This window comes from Ruania alba (genome assembly GCF_900105765.1).
Lineage (GTDB): Bacteria > Actinomycetota > Actinomycetes > Actinomycetales > Beutenbergiaceae > Ruania > Ruania alba.
This window is the reverse complement of sequence record NZ_FNTX01000002.1, coordinates 1,668,718-1,690,097: the sequence shown is the minus strand read 5'-3', so window position 1 is coordinate 1,690,097 and position 21,380 is coordinate 1,668,718. Positions and strand designations below refer to the sequence as shown.

24 protein-coding genes are annotated in these 21,380 nt (G+C 68.3%); 5 read left to right on the top strand and 19 right to left on the bottom strand.

Going from position 1 to position 21,380, the window contains the following annotated elements; genetic code table 11:
* Positions 1-42: 42 nt before the first annotated feature.
* Both BLU77_RS22235 and BLU77_RS17935 read right to left on the bottom strand, forming a co-directional pair.
* Positions 43-180 (bottom strand): putative transporter small subunit, encoded by a 138-nt coding sequence (locus tag BLU77_RS22235; RefSeq protein ID WP_089774382.1) that lies wholly within the window; start codon positions 178-180, stop codon positions 43-45.
* A gap of 20 nt (positions 181-200) precedes the next feature.
* A complete protein-coding gene (locus tag BLU77_RS17935) occupies positions 201-1,889 on the bottom strand; it encodes a sodium:solute symporter family protein (RefSeq protein WP_089774381.1) in 1,689 nt (562 codons plus the stop codon).
* Positions 1,890-2,333: 444 nt separating this feature from the next.
* On the opposite strand from BLU77_RS17935, the gene BLU77_RS17930 reads away from it, so the two are divergent.
* Entirely contained in the window at positions 2,334-3,431 is a 1,098-nt protein-coding gene (locus BLU77_RS17930; protein WP_089774380.1) for a thermonuclease family protein, read from the top strand.
* 11 nt (positions 3,432-3,442) lie between these two features.
* On the opposite strand, the gene BLU77_RS17925 is transcribed toward BLU77_RS17930, so the two are convergent.
* Positions 3,443-5,251, bottom strand: a complete 1,809-nt coding sequence (locus tag BLU77_RS17925; RefSeq protein WP_245708931.1) for an ABC transporter ATP-binding protein — start codon at positions 5,249-5,251, stop codon at positions 3,443-3,445.
* Between the two features lie 80 nt (positions 5,252-5,331).
* Between BLU77_RS17925 and BLU77_RS17920 the strand changes: the two genes are divergently transcribed.
* Both BLU77_RS17920 and BLU77_RS22410 read left to right on the top strand, forming a co-directional pair.
* Complete coding sequence (locus tag BLU77_RS17920; RefSeq protein ID WP_217632498.1) at positions 5,332-5,643, top strand: MarR family winged helix-turn-helix transcriptional regulator; 312 nt, start codon at positions 5,332-5,334, stop codon at positions 5,641-5,643.
* Entirely contained in the window at positions 5,628-5,780 is a 153-nt protein-coding gene (locus tag BLU77_RS22410; protein ID WP_217632497.1) for a helix-turn-helix domain-containing protein, read from the top strand. The genes BLU77_RS17920 and BLU77_RS22410 overlap by 16 nt, the downstream gene beginning before the upstream one ends.
* A gap of 79 nt (positions 5,781-5,859) precedes the next feature.
* Here BLU77_RS22410 and ispF read toward each other — a convergent pair whose 3' ends face one another.
* The 3 genes from ispF to BLU77_RS17905 all read right to left on the bottom strand — a co-directional run bounded on the left by ispF (position 5,860) and on the right by BLU77_RS17905 (position 7,549).
* Positions 5,860-6,342 (bottom strand): 2-C-methyl-D-erythritol 2,4-cyclodiphosphate synthase, encoded by a 483-nt coding sequence (gene ispF, locus BLU77_RS17915; RefSeq protein WP_089774378.1) that lies wholly within the window; start codon positions 6,340-6,342, stop codon positions 5,860-5,862.
* Entirely contained in the window at positions 6,339-6,998 is a 660-nt protein-coding gene (gene ispD, locus BLU77_RS17910) for a 2-C-methyl-D-erythritol 4-phosphate cytidylyltransferase (RefSeq protein WP_245708930.1), read from the bottom strand. The genes ispF and ispD overlap by 4 nt, the downstream gene beginning before the upstream one ends.
* Before the next feature lie 68 nt (positions 6,999-7,066).
* On the bottom strand, positions 7,067-7,549 hold the full coding sequence (locus BLU77_RS17905; protein ID WP_089774376.1) for a CarD family transcriptional regulator: 483 nt from the start codon (positions 7,547-7,549) through the stop codon (positions 7,067-7,069).
* Between the two features lie 206 nt (positions 7,550-7,755).
* Between BLU77_RS17905 and BLU77_RS17900 the strand changes: the two genes are divergently transcribed.
* Complete coding sequence (locus BLU77_RS17900; protein WP_175477203.1) at positions 7,756-8,247, top strand: hypothetical protein; 492 nt, start codon at positions 7,756-7,758, stop codon at positions 8,245-8,247.
* A gap of 48 nt (positions 8,248-8,295) precedes the next feature.
* On the opposite strand, the gene BLU77_RS17895 is transcribed toward BLU77_RS17900, so the two are convergent.
* On the bottom strand, positions 8,296-8,988 hold the full coding sequence (locus BLU77_RS17895; protein WP_089774374.1) for a response regulator transcription factor: 693 nt from the start codon (positions 8,986-8,988) through the stop codon (positions 8,296-8,298).
* A complete protein-coding gene (locus BLU77_RS17890) occupies positions 8,985-10,184 on the bottom strand; it encodes a sensor histidine kinase (RefSeq protein ID WP_089774373.1) in 1,200 nt (399 codons plus the stop codon). Before BLU77_RS17890 ends, BLU77_RS17895 begins: the two co-directional genes overlap by 4 nt.
* 177 nt (positions 10,185-10,361) lie before the next feature.
* Between BLU77_RS17890 and phoU the strand changes: the two genes are divergently transcribed.
* On the top strand, positions 10,362-11,018 hold the full coding sequence (phoU, locus tag BLU77_RS17885; protein WP_089774372.1) for a phosphate signaling complex protein PhoU: 657 nt from the start codon (positions 10,362-10,364) through the stop codon (positions 11,016-11,018).
* A gap of 86 nt (positions 11,019-11,104) precedes the next feature.
* Here phoU and BLU77_RS17880 read toward each other — a convergent pair whose 3' ends face one another.
* The 11 genes from BLU77_RS17880 to folK all read right to left on the bottom strand — a co-directional run bounded on the left by BLU77_RS17880 (position 11,105) and on the right by folK (position 21,366).
* Positions 11,105-11,842, bottom strand: a complete 738-nt coding sequence (locus BLU77_RS17880) for a phosphoglyceromutase (RefSeq protein WP_089774371.1) — start codon at positions 11,840-11,842, stop codon at positions 11,105-11,107.
* Positions 11,843-11,903: 61 nt separating this feature from the next.
* Complete coding sequence (locus BLU77_RS17875) at positions 11,904-12,914, bottom strand: lactonase family protein (RefSeq protein ID WP_089774370.1); 1,011 nt, start codon at positions 12,912-12,914, stop codon at positions 11,904-11,906.
* A 71-nt stretch (positions 12,915-12,985) separates the two neighbouring features.
* Positions 12,986-13,315, bottom strand: coding sequence for a histone-like nucleoid-structuring protein Lsr2 (locus BLU77_RS17870; RefSeq protein WP_089774369.1), 330 nt, complete (start codon positions 13,313-13,315; stop codon positions 12,986-12,988).
* An 86-nt stretch (positions 13,316-13,401) separates the two neighbouring features.
* Positions 13,402-13,569: a hypothetical protein gene (locus BLU77_RS22230; RefSeq protein WP_175477202.1), complete on the bottom strand. Its 168-nt coding sequence runs from the start codon at positions 13,567-13,569 to the stop codon at positions 13,402-13,404.
* The gene (lysS, locus tag BLU77_RS17865) at positions 13,566-15,089 is read right to left on the bottom strand and encodes a lysine--tRNA ligase (protein WP_089774368.1); all 1,524 of its coding nucleotides are present in this window, start codon (positions 15,087-15,089) and stop codon (positions 13,566-13,568) included. Before lysS ends, BLU77_RS22230 begins: the two co-directional genes overlap by 4 nt.
* Before the next feature lie 46 nt (positions 15,090-15,135).
* Positions 15,136-15,567: an aspartate 1-decarboxylase gene (panD, locus tag BLU77_RS17860; protein WP_089774367.1), complete on the bottom strand. Its 432-nt coding sequence runs from the start codon at positions 15,565-15,567 to the stop codon at positions 15,136-15,138.
* Positions 15,564-17,384, bottom strand: coding sequence for a pantoate--beta-alanine ligase (panC, locus tag BLU77_RS23270; RefSeq protein ID WP_425441228.1), 1,821 nt, complete (start codon positions 17,382-17,384; stop codon positions 15,564-15,566). Before panC ends, panD begins: the two co-directional genes overlap by 4 nt.
* A gap of 40 nt (positions 17,385-17,424) precedes the next feature.
* On the bottom strand, positions 17,425-18,966 hold the full coding sequence (locus BLU77_RS17850) for a PH domain-containing protein (protein ID WP_089774366.1): 1,542 nt from the start codon (positions 18,964-18,966) through the stop codon (positions 17,425-17,427).
* On the bottom strand, positions 18,963-19,451 hold the full coding sequence (locus tag BLU77_RS17845; RefSeq protein WP_089774365.1) for a PH domain-containing protein: 489 nt from the start codon (positions 19,449-19,451) through the stop codon (positions 18,963-18,965). Before BLU77_RS17845 ends, BLU77_RS17850 begins: the two co-directional genes overlap by 4 nt.
* Positions 19,452-19,468: 17 nt before the next feature.
* Complete coding sequence (locus BLU77_RS17840) at positions 19,469-19,945, bottom strand: DUF3180 domain-containing protein (protein WP_175477201.1); 477 nt, start codon at positions 19,943-19,945, stop codon at positions 19,469-19,471.
* A 2-nt stretch (positions 19,946-19,947) separates the two neighbouring features.
* Positions 19,948-21,366: a 2-amino-4-hydroxy-6-hydroxymethyldihydropteridine diphosphokinase gene (gene folK, locus BLU77_RS17835; RefSeq protein WP_175477200.1), complete on the bottom strand. Its 1,419-nt coding sequence runs from the start codon at positions 21,364-21,366 to the stop codon at positions 19,948-19,950.
* Between the last annotated feature and the right edge of the window lie 14 nt (positions 21,367-21,380).

Below are 21,380 nucleotides of genomic sequence, written 5' to 3'. Positions count from 1 at the left end.
GCCAGCCCACGACGAGGTCATGGGCTGGCGCCTGCGAGGCGATCAGATCATCGTGCGACTCTCACGCTTGGCGGCGCGTGCCTCCTTCGTGAAGGAGCGCACGATGACGAACAGCGTGCCGGCCACGATCACGGGCCACACCAGTACATACAGGGTCAGAATCACAGCAGAAAAGTCCACAAGAGTCTCCTTCAGGCGTCTCAGCGGGCGGGGTCGAGCTCGAGATCCGGTGTCTCGTCCGCATCGCCGGGAGCGGCACCCGGCTCGTCAAACCTGCCCGTACGCTCGGCGATCACCGCGAAGTCGAAATTCACGCGGCTGCGTACCGAGAGCGCGATGCACACGATCGCGCTGACCGCGTAGGCGACCAGCGAACCAGACAGCACCGCGTACTCGTGCAGCGAGCCGATCGCGAACGGGGCGGCTGCCAACGCCGAGACGGCACCCACGACGAGCGCGGCACGCATGCCGAAGAACCCGAATGCCATCAGACCCAGCACGATGCCGATGCCGATCACGGACAGCACGTCCACGACGATGCCGAGCGGGCCGCCGAGGGTGACCCATTCGAAGCGGACCGGCAGGAAGCACGCCATCGCGGTGAGCACGGCGGCGGTGAACGCGAGGTTGGAGACCTTCTTCCAGTAGAAGCTCGCGATGACGGGGAACACCAGGGTGCCCCACAGGGCGCCGACAAACACGAGCAGGTCGAGGATGTTCATCTGACCGCTGGCGAAGTACAGCGCGGCAGCCACGGCGACGATCATCGTGATACGGCCGATCCAGACCATGGTGCGCGGGTTGGCGCGCTTCTTGCCCGCGATGTTCTGGCCGTAGATGTCGGCCATCGTGATTGCGGCCAGCGCTGACAGGTCGGAGTCGGCCGTGGAGGCCAGCGAACCGATGATCATGATGAAGAACATCGCAACCAGGATGCCGGGCAGGTAGGTGGCGGCCATCTGCGGAATCAGGTTGTTGGTGTCGCCTCCCATCGGCTCCAGACCCGCGTACAGGGCGATGACGCCGAGCATCCCGATACCGATGATGGTCGCGCCGTAGCCCACCGTCGCGGTCACGAACGTCTTCTTGATCAGATCCTCACGGACGGCGAACAGCCGCTGCGCGATGGTCTGGTTACCAATCGCGTAGGCGAGCACAGCGGCGATATAGGGGGCACCCTGGTTCAGGAAGGCATCGGAAGAGAAGAAGTTGCCCTGCTGAGGGGTGAGGTTCGACGCTCCGGTGACGAACATGTCCGGCCCGCCGGCGGCGAAGAACACCACGGGCACAATCACGACCACGGCGCCGAGCATCGCGCACACCTGGGCGAAGTCGGTCAGCACCGAGGCACGGAATCCCGACCACAGCGTGTACAGCAGCACCCCGGCCGCGATGGCGACGATGCCCTGCGTGAAGGTGAACGGGGTGAGCAGGGAGATGAGCGCACCGCCCGCGATGAGGTTCGAGGTGAGGCTGATCAAGCTGCCGAGCACGTTGGAGCCGGCGAGCATGAGCTGACTGGACCGGCCGTGCCTGGCGTACATCACCTCAGCGATGGTGTGCGCATTCGGCGCCACCTTGCGGATCCGGCGGCCGAAGGGATAGATCAGCAGGATCATCAGCGCTCCCCACAGGCCGTAGTGGATCGGGCCGGAGATGCCGTAGGTGTACCCGGAGGTCGCTGATGCGTACATCGACGAGGCCCAGATCCACGTGGCGGTCATCGACGCCGAGGCGATCCCGAAGCCGATACGACCGCCTCCGGTCATGTAGCCGTCGGCGTTCTCCTTCTTCCGGCGGATCCGGACGGCCAAGTACAGGCTGCCACCGAAGATCAGGACCATCAGAAGGACCACGATCGGTCCGGAGAGGTGCTGCAGATCATCCATTCGTGTTCGTTCGCCTCATTTCCTTCGCGCACATTCATTTGCCGTCGGCGCAGCACGTGGGCACGACGAGGAGACCCCTCATTTTTTGAGGGGAACCGCGTGCGCTGCGGACGGGAGCGGATGCTCACCTACGCGACGGCCAATCTCACGGCGGGCGGTGTACGCCTCACCGGGCTGGTGGTCGCGGGCTCGGTCACCGTAGCAAAAGTGCGGACTGCCCCGGGCCGGCAGGCGCACCGATTCGCGGCACGGAAGGGCTTCGACACGTGGATAGGCCTGCAATCTCATACATATGCAACGTTATGTATTCGTTATATTCGTGTGACTGTGGCCCGATGAGAAGGGCACGGCTTCTCACCTCGAACAGCCACGGACGGCTCGACCCTCGGCTACGATCCAGGCCCCACCCACCGCGCTCACCCGAGCTCAACTCCGAAGGTCACGATGAACTCTGTAGGCACCTTCGTCCTCGAGCACAAGATCCTGGCCAGCGTCGCAGCGCTCGGAATCGTCGCTGTCACTGTGGTGGTCGCCAACGCAACGGACAGCGAGGAACCTGACAGTGCGACCGTCGTCGGGATCGTCGACGGTGACACGATCGATGTGCGACGTGACGGTGACGACGTGCGGATCAGACTGTTGAACGTGGACACTCCCGAGTCTGTTGACCCGAACGCGCCGGTCGAGTGCCTGGGACCCGAGGCGACCGACTTCCTCACCGAGCGACTCCCTCTGGGTAGCACTGTCGAGCTCCGGTACGACGTCGAACGCACTGACCAGTACGGCCGAGACCTCGCCGCCGTCTTCAATGCAGATTCTCTGGTGAACGCGGAGATCGCCCAGGAAGGGCTGGGAGTGGCCGTGGTCTTCGGGGCCAACGATCGATACTTCGACGAGGTGAAGGAGGCCGAGGAACGAGCAAGGGAACGGTCCGTCGGGCTCTTCGGTCCGGACACCGCATGCACGCTCCCCGCGCAGGTGGCGGCCGTCGAAGCGGTGAGCACCGCCCCGCCCGCCGGTAGCGACATCGCGACGCTGACCACCTACGACGAACGACTGTCGGACGATGCAATGGCCATCGCCGCGGTCGCGGCCCTTCTACAGGGCGATGCCTCCGCGTGGCCGCTTCGCGCCCACACCGAGACCGAACTCGCGAGGATGCGGACGACCGTCAGCTCGACTGCCAGCCTGGTTGTTGAGCGCCAGGAGGCGAACAAGAGTGCGATCCGGGCTGAAGAGGACCGGATAGAACGGGAACGGCAGGCGGAGGCGGAACGGCAAGCCGAGGCCGAACGGGAGGCCGAACGCCAAGCCGAGGCCCAACGCGAGGCCGAACGCCAAGCCGAGGCCCAACGCCAAGTTCAAGCAGAGCGGGAGCAATCGTCGAGCTCAGGATCCTCCGGGGCTGGCGCTGGCGGTTCTGGTGGCGGCGATACCTACACCGGCTGTCGCGCATACGGAGGGCTTCCACCGAACGCCGTCGACGATCAAGGCCGTCCGTACACGAAAATTGATTGCGACACGAAGCAGCCGATCGGCTAGATCCGTCACCGTCACCACGACACCGGCACCCGCGCAGCACGGGCGAGCAAGGCCGCATAGCGACCGGAGCGTTGCACCAGATCCTCGTGCGTGCCCTGCTCGACGATCCGCCCGTGATCCAGGACCACGATCTGGTCGGCGTCGCGCACGGTGGAAAGCCGGTGTGCGATGGTGAGCGTGGTTCGTCCCCGGCTGGCTACGTCCAGGGCGTCCTGCACGGCCCGCTCGGTCTCGTTGTCCAGCGCGCTGGTGGCCTCGTCGAGCACGAGCACCTTCGGGTCACGCAGCAGCGTCCGGGCAATCGCCATGCGCTGCTTCTCGCCACCGGAGAAGCGGTATCCGCGTGCACCCACAACCGTGTCGTACCCCTGCGGGAGCGACTCGATCAGGTCGTGCACCTGGGCAGCGCGGGCCGCCTGCTCGATCTCGCCGTCGGTCGCCTCCGGCCGGGCGTAGCGCAGGTTCTCCCGGACGCTGGCGTGCAACAGGTACGTCTCCTGGGAGACCATCCCGACCAGTCGGGCGACGTCGGCCAGCGCCATCTCGCGCAGGTCGATCCCGTCGATCCGGATCGCACCGGCGTCGGGATCGTGCAACCGCGCCAGCAGGGCAGCCACCGTACTCTTCCCGGCGCCGGACTCCCCCACCAACGCCACGTGTGCCCCGGCCGGGACGTGCAGATCGAGCTCGGTGACGGCGTCGCGGTCCGCGCCCGGGTAGCGCAGCGTCACCGCATCCAGACGAACCTCGCCGGCAATACGCGCGGGCTCGATCGCCACCGGGTCGGCCGGGTCATCGATCGGCACGGGCAGGTCCAGGTACTCGAAGATGCGACTGAACAGGGCCATGGAGGTGACTACTTGCACCCCCACCCCGAGCAACCCCATCAGCGGTTGGAACAATCCGGCCTGCAGGGCGACGAAGGCCACGAGGGTGCCGATGGTGATCCCCTCGGAGGTGACCGGCAGACCAGCCATCAGGTAGAGCAGCGCGGGGATCACGGCGAACACGATCCTGGTGGTGGCCATCCGCCAGCGCCCGGCGAGCTGCGACTGGACCTCGAGATCGAGCAGCTCGGCCGAGCTCTGCGTGAACCTCTCGGTGAGCGCCGGACCTGCACCGAGCGTCTTGCCGAGCAGCGCACCGCTGACCGAGAGCGACTCCTCGACCTGGCTGTGCAGGCCCGCGAGCGCGCGTTGCCGCCGGGCGGTGATCTCGCGGCGCATGCTCGCCACCTTCCGGGTGGCCCAGATGGCCGGCGGCAGCACAGCGAGGGAGAACAGGGAGAGCTGCCAGCTCAATGCCACCATGGCGATCGCCGTTCCCACGGCCACGGTGACGTTCGAGGCCACCGAGACGGCCGCCGTCGTGACGACGGACTGCATGGCGGAGATGTCGTGGGTGAGGCGCGACTGCACCTCACCGCCCTGGGTGCGCGTGAAGAATGCCAACGGCTGCCGCTGCAGGCGGGCGAAGACGGCGGTCCGCAGGCCGTGCATGACGCGCTGCCCGATCGTGGTGGAGAGCCAAGTCTGGATCACACCGAGCACGTTGCTGATCACCGCCACGGCGATCATCGCGGCCACGAGCAGGATCAGCAGCCGGACGTTCTGGTCCGGGATCGCCTCGTCGATCAGATGCTTGGTGAGGAACGGCGTCGCCAGCCCGATCGCCGACGCCACGATGATCAGCGCGAGGACGGCCACCAGACCCCGGGCGTGCGGGCGGAACAGCGCGAGCACCCGACGCCCGGAGACGGGGTGGGCGCTGAGCTGGTCCTTGTCGCGAGGGTCGACGCGGGTGGGCGATTCGGGTCGCACGGGCACCCTCCTTCGAGATTACTGAGGTGACTAACTAGTGAGGCTACCTCATTATGTGGCATGCGCGATAGAGTGCTGGGATGAAAGGTTCGCCACATCGCCATCGGGAGCCCCCCGGTCCGGACGCGGACCTGCACGAGCTACTCCTGTACGCGGCGCACCAGATGCGCCGGGAGTGGGCCCGCTCGCTCGAGGAGTGGGGGCTATCGCCGCACCAGGCGATGGCGCTGCGCACCGCGATGGCCGACGACGGTGGCCGGGTCTCCGACCTGGCCGCACGTCTGCGCATCGCCCCCCGGTCCGCCACCGAGGTGGTGGACAGCCTGGAGGAACGCGGCCTCGTCGAGCGCGTCCGATCCCCGAGGATCGGCGTGCCGTGCTCGTGCAGGTGACCACCGAGGGCCACGGCCTGGTCGAGCACATCGAACGAGCCCGTGACGAGGCCCGGCGTGCTGTGTTCGACCGACTCAGCCCCGGCGACCAGGCTGAACTGCGACGGTTGCTTCACATTCTCAACGGCACTGCCTGATCATCGAGTGCGGTAAATGTCGCCTATATCTCAACTAGTGAGCGAGAAGGGCCGCACTCGCGAGGTGGGTGGGGTGGACCTAGTCGCGGGGGACGACGAGGGCGGTAGCGATCGCGGCCAGGCCCTCACCACGGCCGGTGAAGCCGAGCCCATCGGTGGTGGTGGCCGAGAGGGTGACCGGGGCACCGGCCGCCGTCGAGAGTGCCTGCTGAGCCCGGTCGCGGACCGGACCGAGCTTGGGGCGGTTGCCGATCACCTGCACCGCCACGTTGCCGATCTCGAACCCGGCTGCACGCACCCTGCGGGCAGCCTCGCCGAGCAGCACCACCCCGGCAGCACCGGCCCATTGTGGGTCGTCGGTGCCGAACTGCTGCCCTAGGTCACCGAGTCCGGCGGCGCTGAACAGAGCGTCGGCGGCGGCGTGCGCGGCGACGTCACCGTCGGAGTGCCCCTCCAGGGCTCGCTCGTCCGGGAACTGCACACCCGCGAGTGCGAGCCCGGTGCTGCCATCGGCGGCGAACGCGTGCACGTCCACACCGATCCCGGTGCGGGGCAGATTCATGCGCCCTCCCTCAGGTACAGCTCGGCGATGGCCAGATCGTGCAGGGTCGTCACCTTCATCGCGGCTTGCTCCCCAGCGATGACGTGCACCGGCAGTCCGAGGGCCTCCACCAACCCGGCGTCATCACTCACCGCGGTGGCCTCGTCCGCCGCACGGGCGGCACCGGCCTCGTGCGCACGGCGCAGCACATCGGCCCGGAAGGCCTGCGGTGTCTGCACCGCACGCAGCGCCGCCCGATCCACCGTGCGGACCGCCACGGGCGGGTCGCCGTCGTCGACCTCTTTGATCGTGTCGATCACCGGGACGGCGGGGATCACTGCATCATGACCGGCGACGACCGTGGCGACCAGGCGCTGCACCAAGGTCGGCGAGACGAGCGGACGGGCAGCGTCATGGACCAGCACCACCTGCGCCGTCGAGGTCAGGGACGCCAACCCGGCGGCCACGGACGCCTGCCGGGAGATGCCACCGGCCACGACGTGCACACGCACCCCAGGACCAAGATCTGCGCCGGACAGCACCGCCGCGTGGATCTCGTCCAGATACCCGGCCGGTGCGGTCACCACGATCTCGGACACCTGCCCGCTGGCCGCGAGCCGCTCGGCCGCGATGGCCACCAGCGGCCGTCCGGCCAACGGCACCAGGGCCTTGGGCACGGCAGAGCCGAACCTCGTTCCGGACCCGGCCGCCGTCAGCACGGCGGCGACACGGGGGGTGTGGCCGGTCAGGAGGCGAGGACCTCGTCGAGCATGGCCTCGGCCTTCTCCTCCTCCGTGTGCTCGGCAAGAGCGAGCTCGGAGACGAGGATCTGACGAGCACGAGCGAGCATCCGCTTCTCACCGGCGGACAGGCCCCGGTCAGCATCACGGCGGGAGAGGTCGCGGACGACCTCGGCCACCTTGATGACGTCACCGGACGCGATCTTCTCGACGTTCGCCTTGTAGCGGCGGGACCAGTTGGTCGGTTCCTCGGTGTAGGGGGCGCGCAGCACCTCGAACACCTTCTCCAGGCCTTCCTTGCCGACGACGTCACGGACGCCGACGAGATCGACGTTCTCCGCAGGGACCTCGATCGTCAGGTCGCCCTGGGCAACCTTGAGCCGCAGGTAGAGCTTCTCCTCCCCCCGGATGATTCGCTTGGAGATCTCTTCGATGAGAGCCGCTCCGTGGTGCGGGTAGACGACTGTCTCGCCGACTGTGAAGGTCATGTGGTGGCACTCCCCTTTCGCAAGAGTCAAGTTTACCACGCACACACGGGCGATTTGCCGCCTCAATGTGCCGTTTGGGCGGGGAGGGCGCCCGGGCCCAGGTCGAGCGATATGGAGAAGGTGTGAATGGCAGGCGCGGACAACCTCACGGAGCCGCAGGCATTAAGGTGGGATCGTCCACACGCATGACCTTCAAGGAGAACCTCGTGGCTCGCAGCCCCCGTCGTCTCGCAGCTGTCCTGGCCGTGGCCGCCACCACCGCCCTGGGCCTCGGCGCGTGCAGCCCGATCACCACGATGCAGACCTACGCCGCCAGTGACGGTGTGCGCGGCGACCTGGGCGAGTCGATCCGGGTGGAGAACATCATGGTGCTCAGCAGTTCCGAAGGCGCCGCGGGCACTCTGCTCGGCGCGGTGGTCAACCGCGGTTCCGAGGACACTGAGGTGACCCTCACGGTGGACGGGGTCAGCGGCGGGGTCCCGCTCTCGGTGGAGGCCGGCACCACGCTCCTGCTCAGCCCCGAGCATGAGGATGTCACGCTGCCCACGGTTCCGGTTCCTCCGGGAGCCGTGCTGGCCGTGCAGGTCTCTGCGCCGGAGGCCGGGTCGCTGACGCTCGACGTCCCGGTACTGAACGGCGACATCCCGCCCTACGACGAGTACCTGCCGGCTGAGAACAGCGCGGACGAGACTGCCTGAGGGGCGCTCAGTGCGGGCTGAGCACTGGCCCGCGCTCAGCCCGCGCCGTCACCCCTCGGTGACGAGCTTGTAGCCGAGCCCGCGCACGGTGACCAGCACCTGTGGCTGTACCGGATCTTTCTCCACCTTGGCCCGGATCCGCTTCACGTGGACGTCCAGTGTCTTGGTGTCGCCGACATAGTCGGCACCCCAGACGCGATCGATGAGCTGCCCGCGGGTGAGCACCCGGTCCGGGTTCCGCAGGAACAGCTCCAGCAGCTCGAACTCGCGCAGCGGGAGCGCCACTTCGTCCCCGTCCACGGTCACCACGTGCCGGTCGGTGTCCATCCGGATTCGCCCCACGCTGAGCACGGCGGGCTCGTCCACCTCACTGCCGCCGTCACCGCCGCGGCGGAGCACGGCGCGGATCCGTGCGAGCAGCTCACGGAACGAGTACGGCTTGGTCACGTAGTCGTCCGCACCGATCTCCAGCCCGACCACCTTGTCGATCTCGCCGTCCTTCGCGGTGAGCATGATCACCGGCACGCTGCTGCGCTGACGCAGCTCGCGGCACACCTCCACGCCCGAGAACCCCGGAAGCATGAGATCGAGCAGCACGAGGTCGATGCTCGTGCGATCGAACTCCACCAGCGCGTCCGTGCCGTTGGCCACGGCCGTCACCTCGAAGCCTTCCCTGGTGAGCTGATAGGTGAGCGGTTCACGATAGGAGTCCTCGTCCTCGACGAGCAGGATGCGGGTCACGGTGTCTCTCCTTCCGCACCCGGAGCGGGCGCACGATCGATGGGGCTGCTGGTGGAATCCTGGGCATTCTCTGCCGCGGGGATCCGCAAGGTGAACGTGGAACCTCGGCCCGGGGTGGACCACACCCGGACCTCACCACCGTGGTTGGCGGCGACATGCTTGACGATCGAGAGCCCGAGGCCGGTGCCCCCGGTCTCCCGAGAGCGCGCTGGGTCAACGCGGTAGAACCGTTCGAAGACGCGCGATGCGTCTTCCGAGGAGAGGCCCACGCCCTGGTCCACCACGGCGATCTCGGCAATCCCCTCCATCTCACGCACGCCCACACTCACCCGGGTTCCCGTGGGTGAGTAACGCAGCGCGTTGTCCAGCAGGTTGCGCAGGGCGGTGACGAGCAAGGCGTGGTCTCCCAGCACCCGGAGCTCTTTCTCTCCGCCGACCACGACGGTGACGTCGCGAGCCTCGGCCTCGACCCGAACCCGGTCCACGGCCTCGGCGACCACACCGTCGAGGGCTACCTCGACGAAATCGACCTCACGCTCCGGTGCCTGCAGCCGGGACAGCTCGATGATCTCCTGCACCAAGGCGGAGAGGCGGATGCTCTCCCGCTGCATGCCCGCCGAGAAGTGGCGGACGGCATCGGGATCATCGGCAGCGTCCGCGGCGGTCTCGGCGAGCAGGGCGATGGCACCCACTGGCGTCTTCAGCTCGTGGGAGACGTTCGCCACGAAATCGCGACGCACCTCCTCCACCCGACGTTCCGCCGTCCGATCCTCGGCAAGCACGAGCACTCGACCTCCGGTGAGCGGGGCCACCCGCACATCGAAAGCGAGGCGGTCCGATCCGGGCACCTGGGAACGGGGGATGATCATCTGCCTGTCCCGGCCCCGCCCCGAGGCACGCACCTGCTCGATCAGCTCCTCCAGGGGCGCATGCGCGATGACGCCGTTACGCACGAGGCCATCACTGTAGGCGGCCGGCGCAGCCCGCAGGATCTCCCCCGATGGCCCGAGCAACACCGAGATGGACCGCAACGCCGCCAGCAGCGCAGCGACGTCGTCGTCCACACCGTTCCTCTCCGGTTCAGCAGGAGGGACGCCCCGCTGACTGCGTTCGGACACGCGAAACGCCAACGCGGCGCTCGTCCCGACAAACAGGCCGAGGACGCCGACGCCCACGATCAGCCACGCCTGGTCCACAGCCGCCAGACTAGACGGCGAGCCGGAGCCCGGCTGAACTTCGGGGTCTTGCGCGCGGCGATGTTCACCTGGCGGGCACCAGGTATTCACTCGAACGTGAGACTCTGGGAGTCCGCGTGCGGTGGGCTGTAGGCTGCACGCGCCCACCCGGGCGCACGGATGAGAGGACGGACGAGGGTGCGAGCGATCTTCGAGCAGGAGCTGGGCCAGGTAGGTGAAGGCCTGCTGCAGATGGCCCGTCAGGTCCAGGCAGCGGTGCGAGACGCCTCGACGGCTCTGGAGACGGCAGACCTGCAGCTGGCCGAGCAGGTCATCGCGGCCGACGATGCGATCGACACGATCGAGCGTGAGCTCGACGAACGGTGCGTGACCCTGCTCGCCCGGCAGCAACCGGTCGCCACCGACCTGCGCGTCATCGTCTCCGGACTACGAATGAGCGCCTCGATCGAGCGGATGGGCGACCTGGCGCGGCACATCGCACAGGTGACCCGGATGCGGTATCCCGAGCACGCGCTGCCCGACCAGGCCCGCGAGCTGTTCGCCGAGCTGGCCACCGCGGCCAACGGTGTCGCTGCGAACGTGGTCGCGCTCCTGGAGAACCACGACCTGGAGCTCGCCGCGGCGATCGAGCGGGAGGACGATGTGCTGGACACCTTGCACCAGCGCACCTTCACCACCACGCTCGCCGACAACTGGACCGGCTCGGTGCCGCAGACGGTGGACGTGACGCTGCTCGCGCGCTTCTACGAGCGGTTCGGCGATCACGCGGTCTCCGTGGCCCAGCGCATCTCCTACCTCGTCACCGGCGACCTGGACGTCACCACCTCGGACTGATCCCCGCAACGCGACAGGGCCTGACGCAGGCACACAAGGGGCGCCGAACTCGTTCGAGTTCGGCGCCCCTTGTCAGTGGTGGTGGGTCAGCGACCCTGGTTGGCTACTGCGGCGATGGCATCCTCGGCCGCCTGCGGGTCGAGGTAGCGCCCACCCTTGGTGAGCGGCGTCAGGTTCTCGTCGAGCTCGTACAGCAGCGGGATCCCGGTGGGCACGTTCAACCCAGCGATGGTCTCGTCATCGATGCCGTCCAGGTGCTTGATGATGGCGCGCAGCGAGTTCCCGTGCGCGGCGACCAGCACCACCTTGCCCTCCTTGAGGTCCGGTACCACCTCGGCCTCCCAGTAGGGCAGGGCACGCTCGAGCACATCCTTGAGGCACTCGGTGGCCGGGGTCGGCTCACCGGTGTATCGCGGGTCGGCGTCCTGGGAGTACTCCGAACCGGCCTCGATCTCCGGCGGCGGCACGTCGTAGGAGCGCCGCCAGGTCATGAACTGCTCCTCCCCGAACTCGTCGCGTATCTGCTTCTTGTCCTTGCCCTGCAGTGCGCCGTAGTGACGTTCGTTCAGGCGCCAGGAACGCTTGACGGGGATCCAGTGCCGGTCCGCAGCATCCAGGGCGAGGTTCGCCGTCGTGATCGCACGGCGCAGCAGGGACGTGTGCAGCACGTCCGGCAGGACACCGGCGTCGGTGAGCAGGTGTCCGCCGCGGCGGGCCTCCTCCGTACCGGTCTCGGAGAGAGGCACGTCGACCCAGCCGGTGAACAGGTTCTTGGCATTCCATTCGCTCTCGCCGTGGCGGAGCAGTACGAGCGTGTAGGTCATGGTTCCAGTCTGCCGCACCGACGAGCTGCTGCCGAACCCCGCGGCAGGTCATCTCATCCGGTCACAGTGGCAGCACACACATCGGGCCCGGCACAGCCACCTCCGCACTGACCTCACCCGCCCCTGCCTCGGTGAGCGGGTGGACGGCGAGCACATCGGCGCCCTCACCGGCCACGATCACCGCCCCCTCAGCCACGGCAAGGTGGCGCGGCCAGGCGGCAGTGGCCACTTCCTGGACGAGCTCAGGCGTTGCATCGCTGCGGATCCTCAGAGTGGAGAGCGTGTTCGAGCCGCGCACACCCACCACAAGGTGGTCATGGTGTCTCTCGATGTGAGAGAGGAAGTGATCGCCCTCGCGTGTGGACGCGGCGCACCGGTCGACGACCTGCCCTTGGCCCTGCTGCTCGTCCCAGGCCAAGGTGACGATCTCGCCACTGAGTTCACCGGCAACGTAGAGGAATCCGGGCGAGACGACGAGGTGTCGCGGTCCACACCCGGGCGGCAGTGCGGTCAGCACGGGGTCATCGATCGGACGACCCTGATCGAGCGGATAGGCCCGCAGCTGGTCGGTACCCAGGTCGGTCACGATCAGCCACGCACCGTCCTGGCTGATGGCGGTGAAATGCGCATGTGAACCCTGCTGCCGTTTCGGGTGCGGACCCGATCCGGAGTGGTGATAGGTGAGTACGTCCTCGGTGACGTCCCCGGCCTCGTCGAGCGGTATCGCAGTCAGCACCCCATTGCCGTAGTTGGCGGCGTAGAGCCACTGCCCGAACGGGTGCACCAGCAGGTGGCAGGGTGCCGCTCCGCCGGTGGCGACCGTGGCCGTGGGGCGGAGCATGCAGTCCGCGTTCACGTCGAAGGACGCGACGGACCCGTCCGTCCCCTCAGCAACGGCGTAGAGGCGCTCGGCGGACGGGTGGAACGCCAGGAAGTGGGACGCCGGCGCCTCCACCAGGAGATCCGGGGACCGATCGCCCCAGGGCGAGCCGAGCCGGTGCTGATAGCGCCAGATGCCCTGGCCCGGCCCCGTTCCCTTGGTCCCGATACAGAAAGTTCTCGACACAGTCATGGCACCCCACCCTAGAGGTGAAGTGCCACGACTGACGCCATGGGGCGTCGTGAGAATCGACTACGTCGGTGTCAGTGCGCCTTCGCGTAGGCCTCACGGATCTCGGCCGAGACACGGCCCCGCTCGCTGACCTTGTACCCGTTCTGCTTCGCCCATTCGCGAATCTTCTGCGCGTCCGAACCGGACGAACGCGAGCCGCCCACCCTGCGACCGGTGGTCTTACGGCCACCCGAACGCCGACCGGCTCCGACCCACTTCGCAAGATCGTCGCGCAGCTTTGCTGCATTCTTGTCGTTCAGATCAATCTCATAGGTCACACCGTCGAGCCCGAACGTGACCGTCTCCTCGGCGTCCGAACCATCAATGTCGTCAATGAGTAGAACGCGGACCTTCTGGGCCATGATCGCCTAACCTTTCCAATGCACAGGACGTAAATGGTGCAGAAGACACATTTACACGCCCGCGGATGGATGTCAAAGAGAATGTGTCACGATTCAGCTCGATCCTCGCCAGAACCTTCTGCCTTCTGTTCTGCGCGGGCCTGCGCCTGCCGTTCACGACGGTCAGCATGGATGATCGCTCGAATGGCCACGGTGAACAAGATGGCCAGCACCAGCGGTGGTGCGATGGCGGTGATGACTGCGGTGATCGTCATGAGCGGGGCTTCACCAACGGGAACGTGATGGTCTCCCGGATTCCCTGACCGGTGATCGCCATCAGGAGCCGATCGATTCCCATGCCCATACCCCCCAGGGGCGGCATCCCGTGCTCCATGGCCTGGAGGAACTCCTCGTCCAGTTGCATGGCCTCATCATCCCCGCGCGCCGCGAGGCGGGCCTGCTCTTCGAAGCGTTCCCGCTGCTCGACCGGGTCCACCAACTCCGAGTATGCGGTCGCCAGCTCAAATCCCCGCACGTACAGGTCCCACTTCTCCACCACACCGGGCTCCTTCCGGTGCGAGCGGGTCAGTGGTGAGGTATCCATCGGGAAGTCGCGCACGAATGTGGGAGCGTACAGATCATCTCCGACGAAATGCTCCCACAACTCTTCAACGACCTTGCCGTGCGTGACGGTCTTCGGGTCGACGGAGATCTCCACCCGCTCAGCCAGGGCGAGCAGCGTGGGCAATGGTGTCTCGGGAGTGATCTCTTCGCCGCACGCGGCAGAAAGTGACGGGTAGAGCTGGATATCGGTCCACGGCGCCCCGAGATCGTACTCAGTGCCGTCGGGAAGGGTGATCACCGTCGTCCCGAGAGCCTCTTCCGCGGCGGTGACGACCAGGTCCCGAGTCAGTGCAGCCATCGTGTTGTAATCACCGTAGGCCTCGTACGCCTCGAGCATCGCGAACTCCGGAGAGTGCGAAGAATCTGCGCCCTCGTTCCGGAAGTTGCGATTGATCTCGAATACCCGCTCGACGCCGCCGACCACGGCACGCTTGAGGAACAGCTCCGGCGCAATCCGGAGATAGAGATCGATGTCGAACGCATTCATGTGCGTCACGAACGGGCGCGCTGCAGCGCCACCGTGCATCGTCTGCAACATCGGGGTCTCGATCTCGAGGAAGTCCCGCCGGTAGAAGGACTCCCGGAGGGATCGCATGACGGCGGCACGAGTACGCACCATCTGTCGCGCGCCTGGCCGAGCGATGAGGTCCACGTGCCGACGACGGACGCGGTTCTCCTCCGAACTCTCCTTGTGCAGCACCGGCAATGGTCGGATGGCCTTCGCAGCCAACTGCCAGGAGTCGGCGAAGACGGACAGTTCTCCGGTTCGGGAGACGATCACCCGGCCATGGGCGAACAGGTGGTCGCCGAGGTCGACGTCGGCCTTGAAGGCGGCGAGCGAGTCCGGGCCCACCTCGCGCTGGGAGAGCATCACCTGCAAGGTGCGACCCTCACCATCCTGCAACGTGGCGAAGCAGAGCTTGCCTGTGTTGCGCTGGTAGACCACGCGGCCAGCCACACCCACGACGTCCTGCGTCTCTTCACCTGCCTCGAGTGTTCCGTCGTAGGCCTGGCGGATCTGGGCCACGGTGTGCGTCACCGGCACCTCGACCGGGTACGCCTGCCCGCCCTCGGCCAGGATGCGCGCCCGCTTCTCCAGCCGCACCCGGACCTGCTCGGGGACGTCGACGTCCGGCGTGGCGGAGGGCTGGTGGGAGTTCTCGGTGTTCACCGGTTCATCGTAACGATCACCCGACCACCGGCGATGGTGAGGTGACTCACGTGGAGTGCCAGGGCACTGCCGCCGACGCCAGACCGCTCCCTGGTCCGACCTCGCCGGGGTCGTGCCCGAGCGCAGCGATCCTGTTCTGCGCGTCCACGTGCACCACCTGCGGCTCGTAGGTGCGTGCTTCGGCGTCAGGGAGCAATCCGTAGGCGATGATGATCACCAGGTCGCCCGGGTGCACCAGGTGTGCGGCGGCTCCGTTGATGCAGATCTGCCCGGCGCCCCGCTCCCCCGCGATCACGTAGGTGGTCAGGCGCGCACCATTGGTGATGTCCACCACGTCCACCTGCTGCCCCTCGGGCAGGTCGGCAGCATCGAGTAGGTCGGCGTCGATCGTGATCGAGCCGACGTAGTTCAGATCGGCCTGCGTCACGGTCGCGCGGTGGATCTTGCCCACCATCATCGGTCGCAGTAGTCCGGTCATGATGCTTCTCCCTGCGGTGGCCACACGAGCACAGCGTTGTCGAGCAGCCGGGTATTCCCCACTCTGGCCGCGACCACCAGCACCGCGGGGGTCTGCCGATCCATGCTGTCCGGCGCCAGAGGTTCCATCGTGCGTTCGTCCACGACCTCCAGATAGGCGGGCTGAACGCACGCGTGGCGACCATCCAGCTCCTGGTGCGCGGCGGCCAGCACGTCGCCCACGCTACCGCCGTCGGCAGCCTCGCTCGCCCCCGCCCGGATCGCCCGGGACAGCACGAGAGCCGCGGCCCGTTCCCGCTCGTCGAGGTAGACGTTACGGCTCGACATCGCCAGCCCGTCCGGCTCGCGCACGATCGGGACGCCTTCGATCCGCACGCCGATGTTCTGATCGGCCACCAGGCGGCGCACCAGCGCCAGCTGCTGGGCGTCCTTCTGCCCGAAGACCGACACGTCGGCGCGGGTGAGGTGCAGGAGCTTGCTCACCACGGTGAGCATCCCGTCGAAGTGGCTCGGCCGGGCCGCCCCCTCCAGCACCTGTCCCATCCGGCCGGAGGTCACCGTCACCTGCGGATCGCCGTCGGGGTACATCTCGGCCACCGAGGGGGCGAACACCAGGTCCACTCCCTCCTCAGCGAGCGCAGCCACGTCGGTCTCGAGCGTGCGCGGGTAGGCGTCGAGATCCTCGTCCGCTCCGAACTGCAGCGGGTTCACGAAGATGGTCACCAGGACCTTCGGCGCCACGGTGCGGGCATGGCGCACGAGCGCCAGGTGCCCCTCGTGCAGGGCACCCATCGTCATCACGACGGCGACCGGTTCCGTCCACGATTCCCGCCGTTGCCGGAGCTCGGCCACGGTGTGCACGACCTCGGGTCCGGCGACCGTCTCCGGTGCGCCCTCCGCGGCTGCTTGCGTGGCCGTCCTCGAGGCAGGTTCGAGGGCATCCAGGAGCCGGCCGGCGGTGGTCTCGGTAATCCGCCTGGTCGCCAGGCAGCGCTGCACGGTGGCCCGGGCGAGCCCGGTGTAGGTCTCGGGCACATCTACCAGGCTCGGCTCCTGCGCGGCCAGGGTGACCAGTGCTGCCAGGTGACCGGCGACCGTCCCGGAGTCCCCCCGCACGATCGGACCGGTGAGCGTGGACTCACCGCCACGGAGTGCGCCGTCCAGGGCAGCGGACAGCAGCGGCCGCAGCAGCGTGCCCCCCTCCGGAACACCCGCGGCGGCCAGCACCCGGGTCGCCTGGGCAGTGAGTGTGACGAGGTGATTCGCGCCGTGCGCCAGCGCGGCGTGGTACAGGGGCCGGGCGCTCTCGTCCAGCACCACGGGCTCGCCGCCGATCTCCACCACCAGCGCTTGTGCGATCGGAAGCACGGGGGCGTCGGCGGTGACGGCGAACGGCGCCCCTTCCAGGCGCCCCAGGTCCACGCTGGTTCCCGTGAACGTCATGGCCGGGTGGACGGCGAGCGGGATCGCCCCGGCCGCCCGGGCGGGGGCGAGCACGTCGACCCCGTATCGGCCAGCCGTATGGACGAGAAGCTGGCCGGGCTGGAAGGCACCGAGCCGGGCGAGGCCCGAGACCAGGTCGGCGAGGACGTCGTCGGGCACGGTGAGCAGCACCAGCTCGCTCCGTTCGACGACGTCGCGCACATCGAGCACGGGCACGTGCGGCAGCAGCGCATCGATCCGGTCCTTGGACTCCTCCGACGAACCGCTGGCTCCGACGACGGCGTGCCCAGCCGCGCGCAGTGCGCTGGCCAGCACGGCACCGACGCGCCCCGCGCCGACGACGCCGACTCCGAGCCGGCCTGGACGTGAACTCACGCGAGGCATTCTTCCAGCAGTCGAGGCGTGCCTCGGTCCCTCAGGTCTCGTCGCTGGCGTCCGGTAGCCGCGGCGAGGCAGGGAGCACACCGGCGAATGCTGGGCGCGGGTCCGGGGCTGCGTCCGCTGCCCGCCCGGCCATCCAGCGCTCCGGACCGGCGTTCTGCCGTGCTTGACGGGCTCGCTCGGTCAGCTGGGCGAGCAGATCCGACATGGTGTCGGCGTCCTGGTGGTGCACGCGGGGGACGATCTGGCCAGGGGTGGAGTGCACCGCCAGGCTGAGCAGGTTCAGGCGGCGCTCGATCGGACCCTGCTCCATCCCGACGGACTGCACCCGTTCGTGCGGCACCAACGTCAGAGTGCGCCAGAACCGCCCGCTGCGCAGCAAGATCGCCGTCTCGGTGAGACGCACACCGGTGTTCCGCCAGGTGAGTGGGTCCAACCAGCGGGCGCGCCGGGGCGTGTGCTCGAAGCCTTCGTCCGTGCCCGAACCTGCCAGGCCGGCGTGCAGCACCTCCAACGGACGCGGATCGCCGAAGTCACGGTGCACCAGGGAGAGCAGGTAGGCCGCCTCGGACTCGGTGGCCACGGGGTACAGCACGGTCCCGGTGGTCTCCTCCTGCCCGTATCCGGCGATGTTGACGGTGATGCGCCACCATCCCTTGAACCGCCACAGCGGCGACTGCGCCAGGCGCACCGCCTGCACGCGCCCGGGCGGCACCGTGCGGGCCTTGGTCTCCAGCAGGCCTTGCCGCACGCGAATCCCGTCCGGAGAGGTGGCCACCCGGAAGTTGAACTCGCCGGCGAACCGACCCCAGAAGTAGGCGGCGCCACCCAGCAGCGGTGCACCCATGGCGAAGACCGAACCGACATTGCCGGATTTGATCGCCAGGGTCACCAGCCCTGCCGTGAGGACGAGGATCCCGACGATCCCACCGGAGAGCGCGAGGGAACCGATCAACCGTCCCGCCGTGAGAGTGAACACGTGCTGCTCAGGCGCTTCGGGGATCGCGGCAGGTCCAGCTCCGGAGGTCTGCTCCGGCGCCCCGGGTGTAGCCGAGGCAGCGGCCGACGCTCCTGGCCGTACCCCGGCCGCACGAGCAAGGAGGGCGTTGCGCAGCTGCTGCGCGTCGTCTTCCTTCAGGTAGGCCAAGGTGAGGTTGGAGCCCGCACCGCCCGCGCTCTCGATCTTCAGGGCTGCGAAGCCGGCCAACCGGGCGAGCAGGGGCTGGGTCACGTCCACCGTCTGCAGCCGGTCGAGGCGTACGTGCCGTTGCTGGCGGAACAGCACACCCGAGTGCAGGAACACGCTCTCGTCCGAGATGCCGTACTTGGTACGCGACCACGCGAGCGCGGACAAGCCGAGCCCGAGCAGCGCGCCCAGCACGATCACCCCGGCCAGGATGAGGAGCAACGTGGCCATCGGGAGGTCGATGTCGCGGAGATTGTCGTAGGACTGCCACACGAAGACGGCGAACAGACCGGCAGCCACTTTCCACGCATTCAGCAGTGGGGTGATCTTGTGCAGCCGGTGCCACTGCACCTGGTCCTCGTCATGCGCCGTCACGGTCGGGTCCGTCACAGTCCGGCCAGCTTGGCCTCGCCCCGTGCCGAGAGCTGGTCGCGCAAGCGCGTTGCTTCAGCCTCGGGAAGTCCAGGTATCGAGGCGTCCGACTGCGCGGAGGCGGTGTGCAGCTGCACCTGCGCGATCCCCATCGAGCGGGCGATCGGGCCGGCGGCGACATCGACATACTGCATCCGGCCGTAGGGCACCACCACGAGGGAGCGGAACAGCACCCCCTTGCGGATCAGCAGCTCATCCTCCATCTCGGCGTACCCGATGGCTCGTACCTGGCGAGGAACCAGCCACAGCACCCACACGAGCAGGAGCCCGAGCACGCCGGGAGCGACCCACACCACAGCGTGCGTGAAGATCGCCACTGCCGCCGCAGCCAGGAAGGGCAGGCCGAGGAAGATCGCGGTGGCGATCTGGCGTACCGGGATCAGCTTGGCCGAGACCTGCTGCCAGGTGACGCCCTCGACGTCGAACGGGGTTGCGTGGTTCATGGCTCCATTGTGGACCCTCAGCCAGGGACCGTACCGCCAGGTGGGTCGTCGTCGTCATCGTCCTCGGGGACCTGGCAGCACCATTGCGTGATCATCCCGGCAACCAGCAGCGCCCCGGCGGCGAGCACCGCCACCAGCACGCGGATCAGCTGCTCTCGTGGATCAGGGGCCTGCAGGTTGCCTGCTGCGATCGCGGCCTGCGCACCCAGGTAGCCGAGGTGGATCGCTGCAGTGATCGAGGCGGCCTGCCCCAGCGCCAGTACCCGGGAGGCACCGACGGGGTCGTCCAGATGTCCCGAGCTCACGGCCCGGCGCACGCGCAGCCCAAGTACCAGCACCAGTGCGGCCAGCGCTGCGAGCACCCCCGCGAGCAGGATCGGCACGGTCGGCGCCACGTTGCCCCGGGTGGTCCACCAACGCAGCGCCACCACAGCGATCGTTCCGCTGACCACCACGATCGCGCCGAGCGTGGGCCAGCCCAGCCGGGTGATCACTCTCAGTCGTCCCGGCGCAGCGGCTGCCAACGAGGCGCGAGAGGTGGCGCTTCGACCGGCTTCTCCGGCACCCACCCGAGGGCATCGGACGCAGGCTCGTCCTGCTGCGCGGGTTCCTCGTGCTGCGGTTGCGCCTGCGGTTCCTCCTTGTCCCCGCGCGCGAGCAGCTCAAGATCGCCGAGATCCTCAGCGGAGGGCTCGTCCCACGCGGGATCCAGCGCCGATTCGTCGGCCTCCTCCTGCTCATGGGCCGGCTCCGGCTCAGCCGCGGGCACGTCGGAGGGCATCTCCGCCGCAGCCTGCGGCACCGGCGCTACCGGGGCGCGGGCCGCTGAGCTGGGCTCCTCGAGCCAGTCCAATGCCAGCCAGCGCACTCCGGAACGATCCGGTGCAGTCTCGGCCAGGGTGGCGACCGGTCCGCCGCCGAGTCCGGGCAGGAAGGCGTCCGGGTCTGCCTGAGCCCATGGCACGAGGACGAAAGCGCGCTCGTTCGCGCGGGGGTGCGGCAGCGTCAGCTCCGGGTCGGTCGAGGTGACCCCACCGAACACGACGATGTCCACGTCCAGCGTGCGCTCGCCCCACCGCTCCTCGCGCCGGCGACCATAGGTGTTCTCCAGGTCCTGGGTGAGCGCGAGCAGCTCGCGCGGGGCGAGCGTGGTGGTGGCCAGCACCACGGCGTTCAGGTAGTCCGGCTGGGCCACGGCGTCAGGCTGCAGGACCGCGGCCGTGCGCGCCAGCGGTGAGATCTCCTCGACGGTCAGTCCGTCAGCGTCCTGCAGATCGGCGACCGCGCTGCGCAAGGTGCCGCGGACATCGCCGACATTGCCACCGAGCGCCAGCACCACGGGCACCGGTTGCTCCGGCGGGGCGTCGAGGTCCGGGGCCGGGCGCCGTGACGCGACGCTGTCCGGCACAGGCTGGGCTGGTGCCGCCGCGGCGACGGCAGCCGGGTTCGCCCCTGCGGACGAGGCTGCTGCTGCAACTGGGGCGGCGTCCACCGGCGGTGCTGCGGGCGCCGGCACTGGTGCCACGACCGGGCGTCTGATGGTGACCTGGACGTCCGTGAACGGCACGCCGACCGGTGCCTCCGGCTTGTGCACGGTCACGTCGACGGTGTGGACGCCGTCGTAGGTGAGCGCCGAGTCCGCGATACGCGCGGCAAGGGTCTCGATCAGGTTGACCGGCTCCCCCTCGATGAGGGCGACCACCTGCGCGGCCACGGCTGCGTAGTCCACCGTCGCGGTCAGCTCGTCGGAGGTCGCTGCGGCGCGGGTGTCCACACCGAGCACCAGATCGACGAGGAAGGTCTGACCATCCCGCCGCTCTTCCGGCAGCACTCCGTGCCGTCCGACACCACCGACACCGAGCAGCCGGATCTCGTCGAGGTTGTCCCCGCTGCCCGTCGTGCGTTGGCTCGTCATCCCTGCCCTTTCAA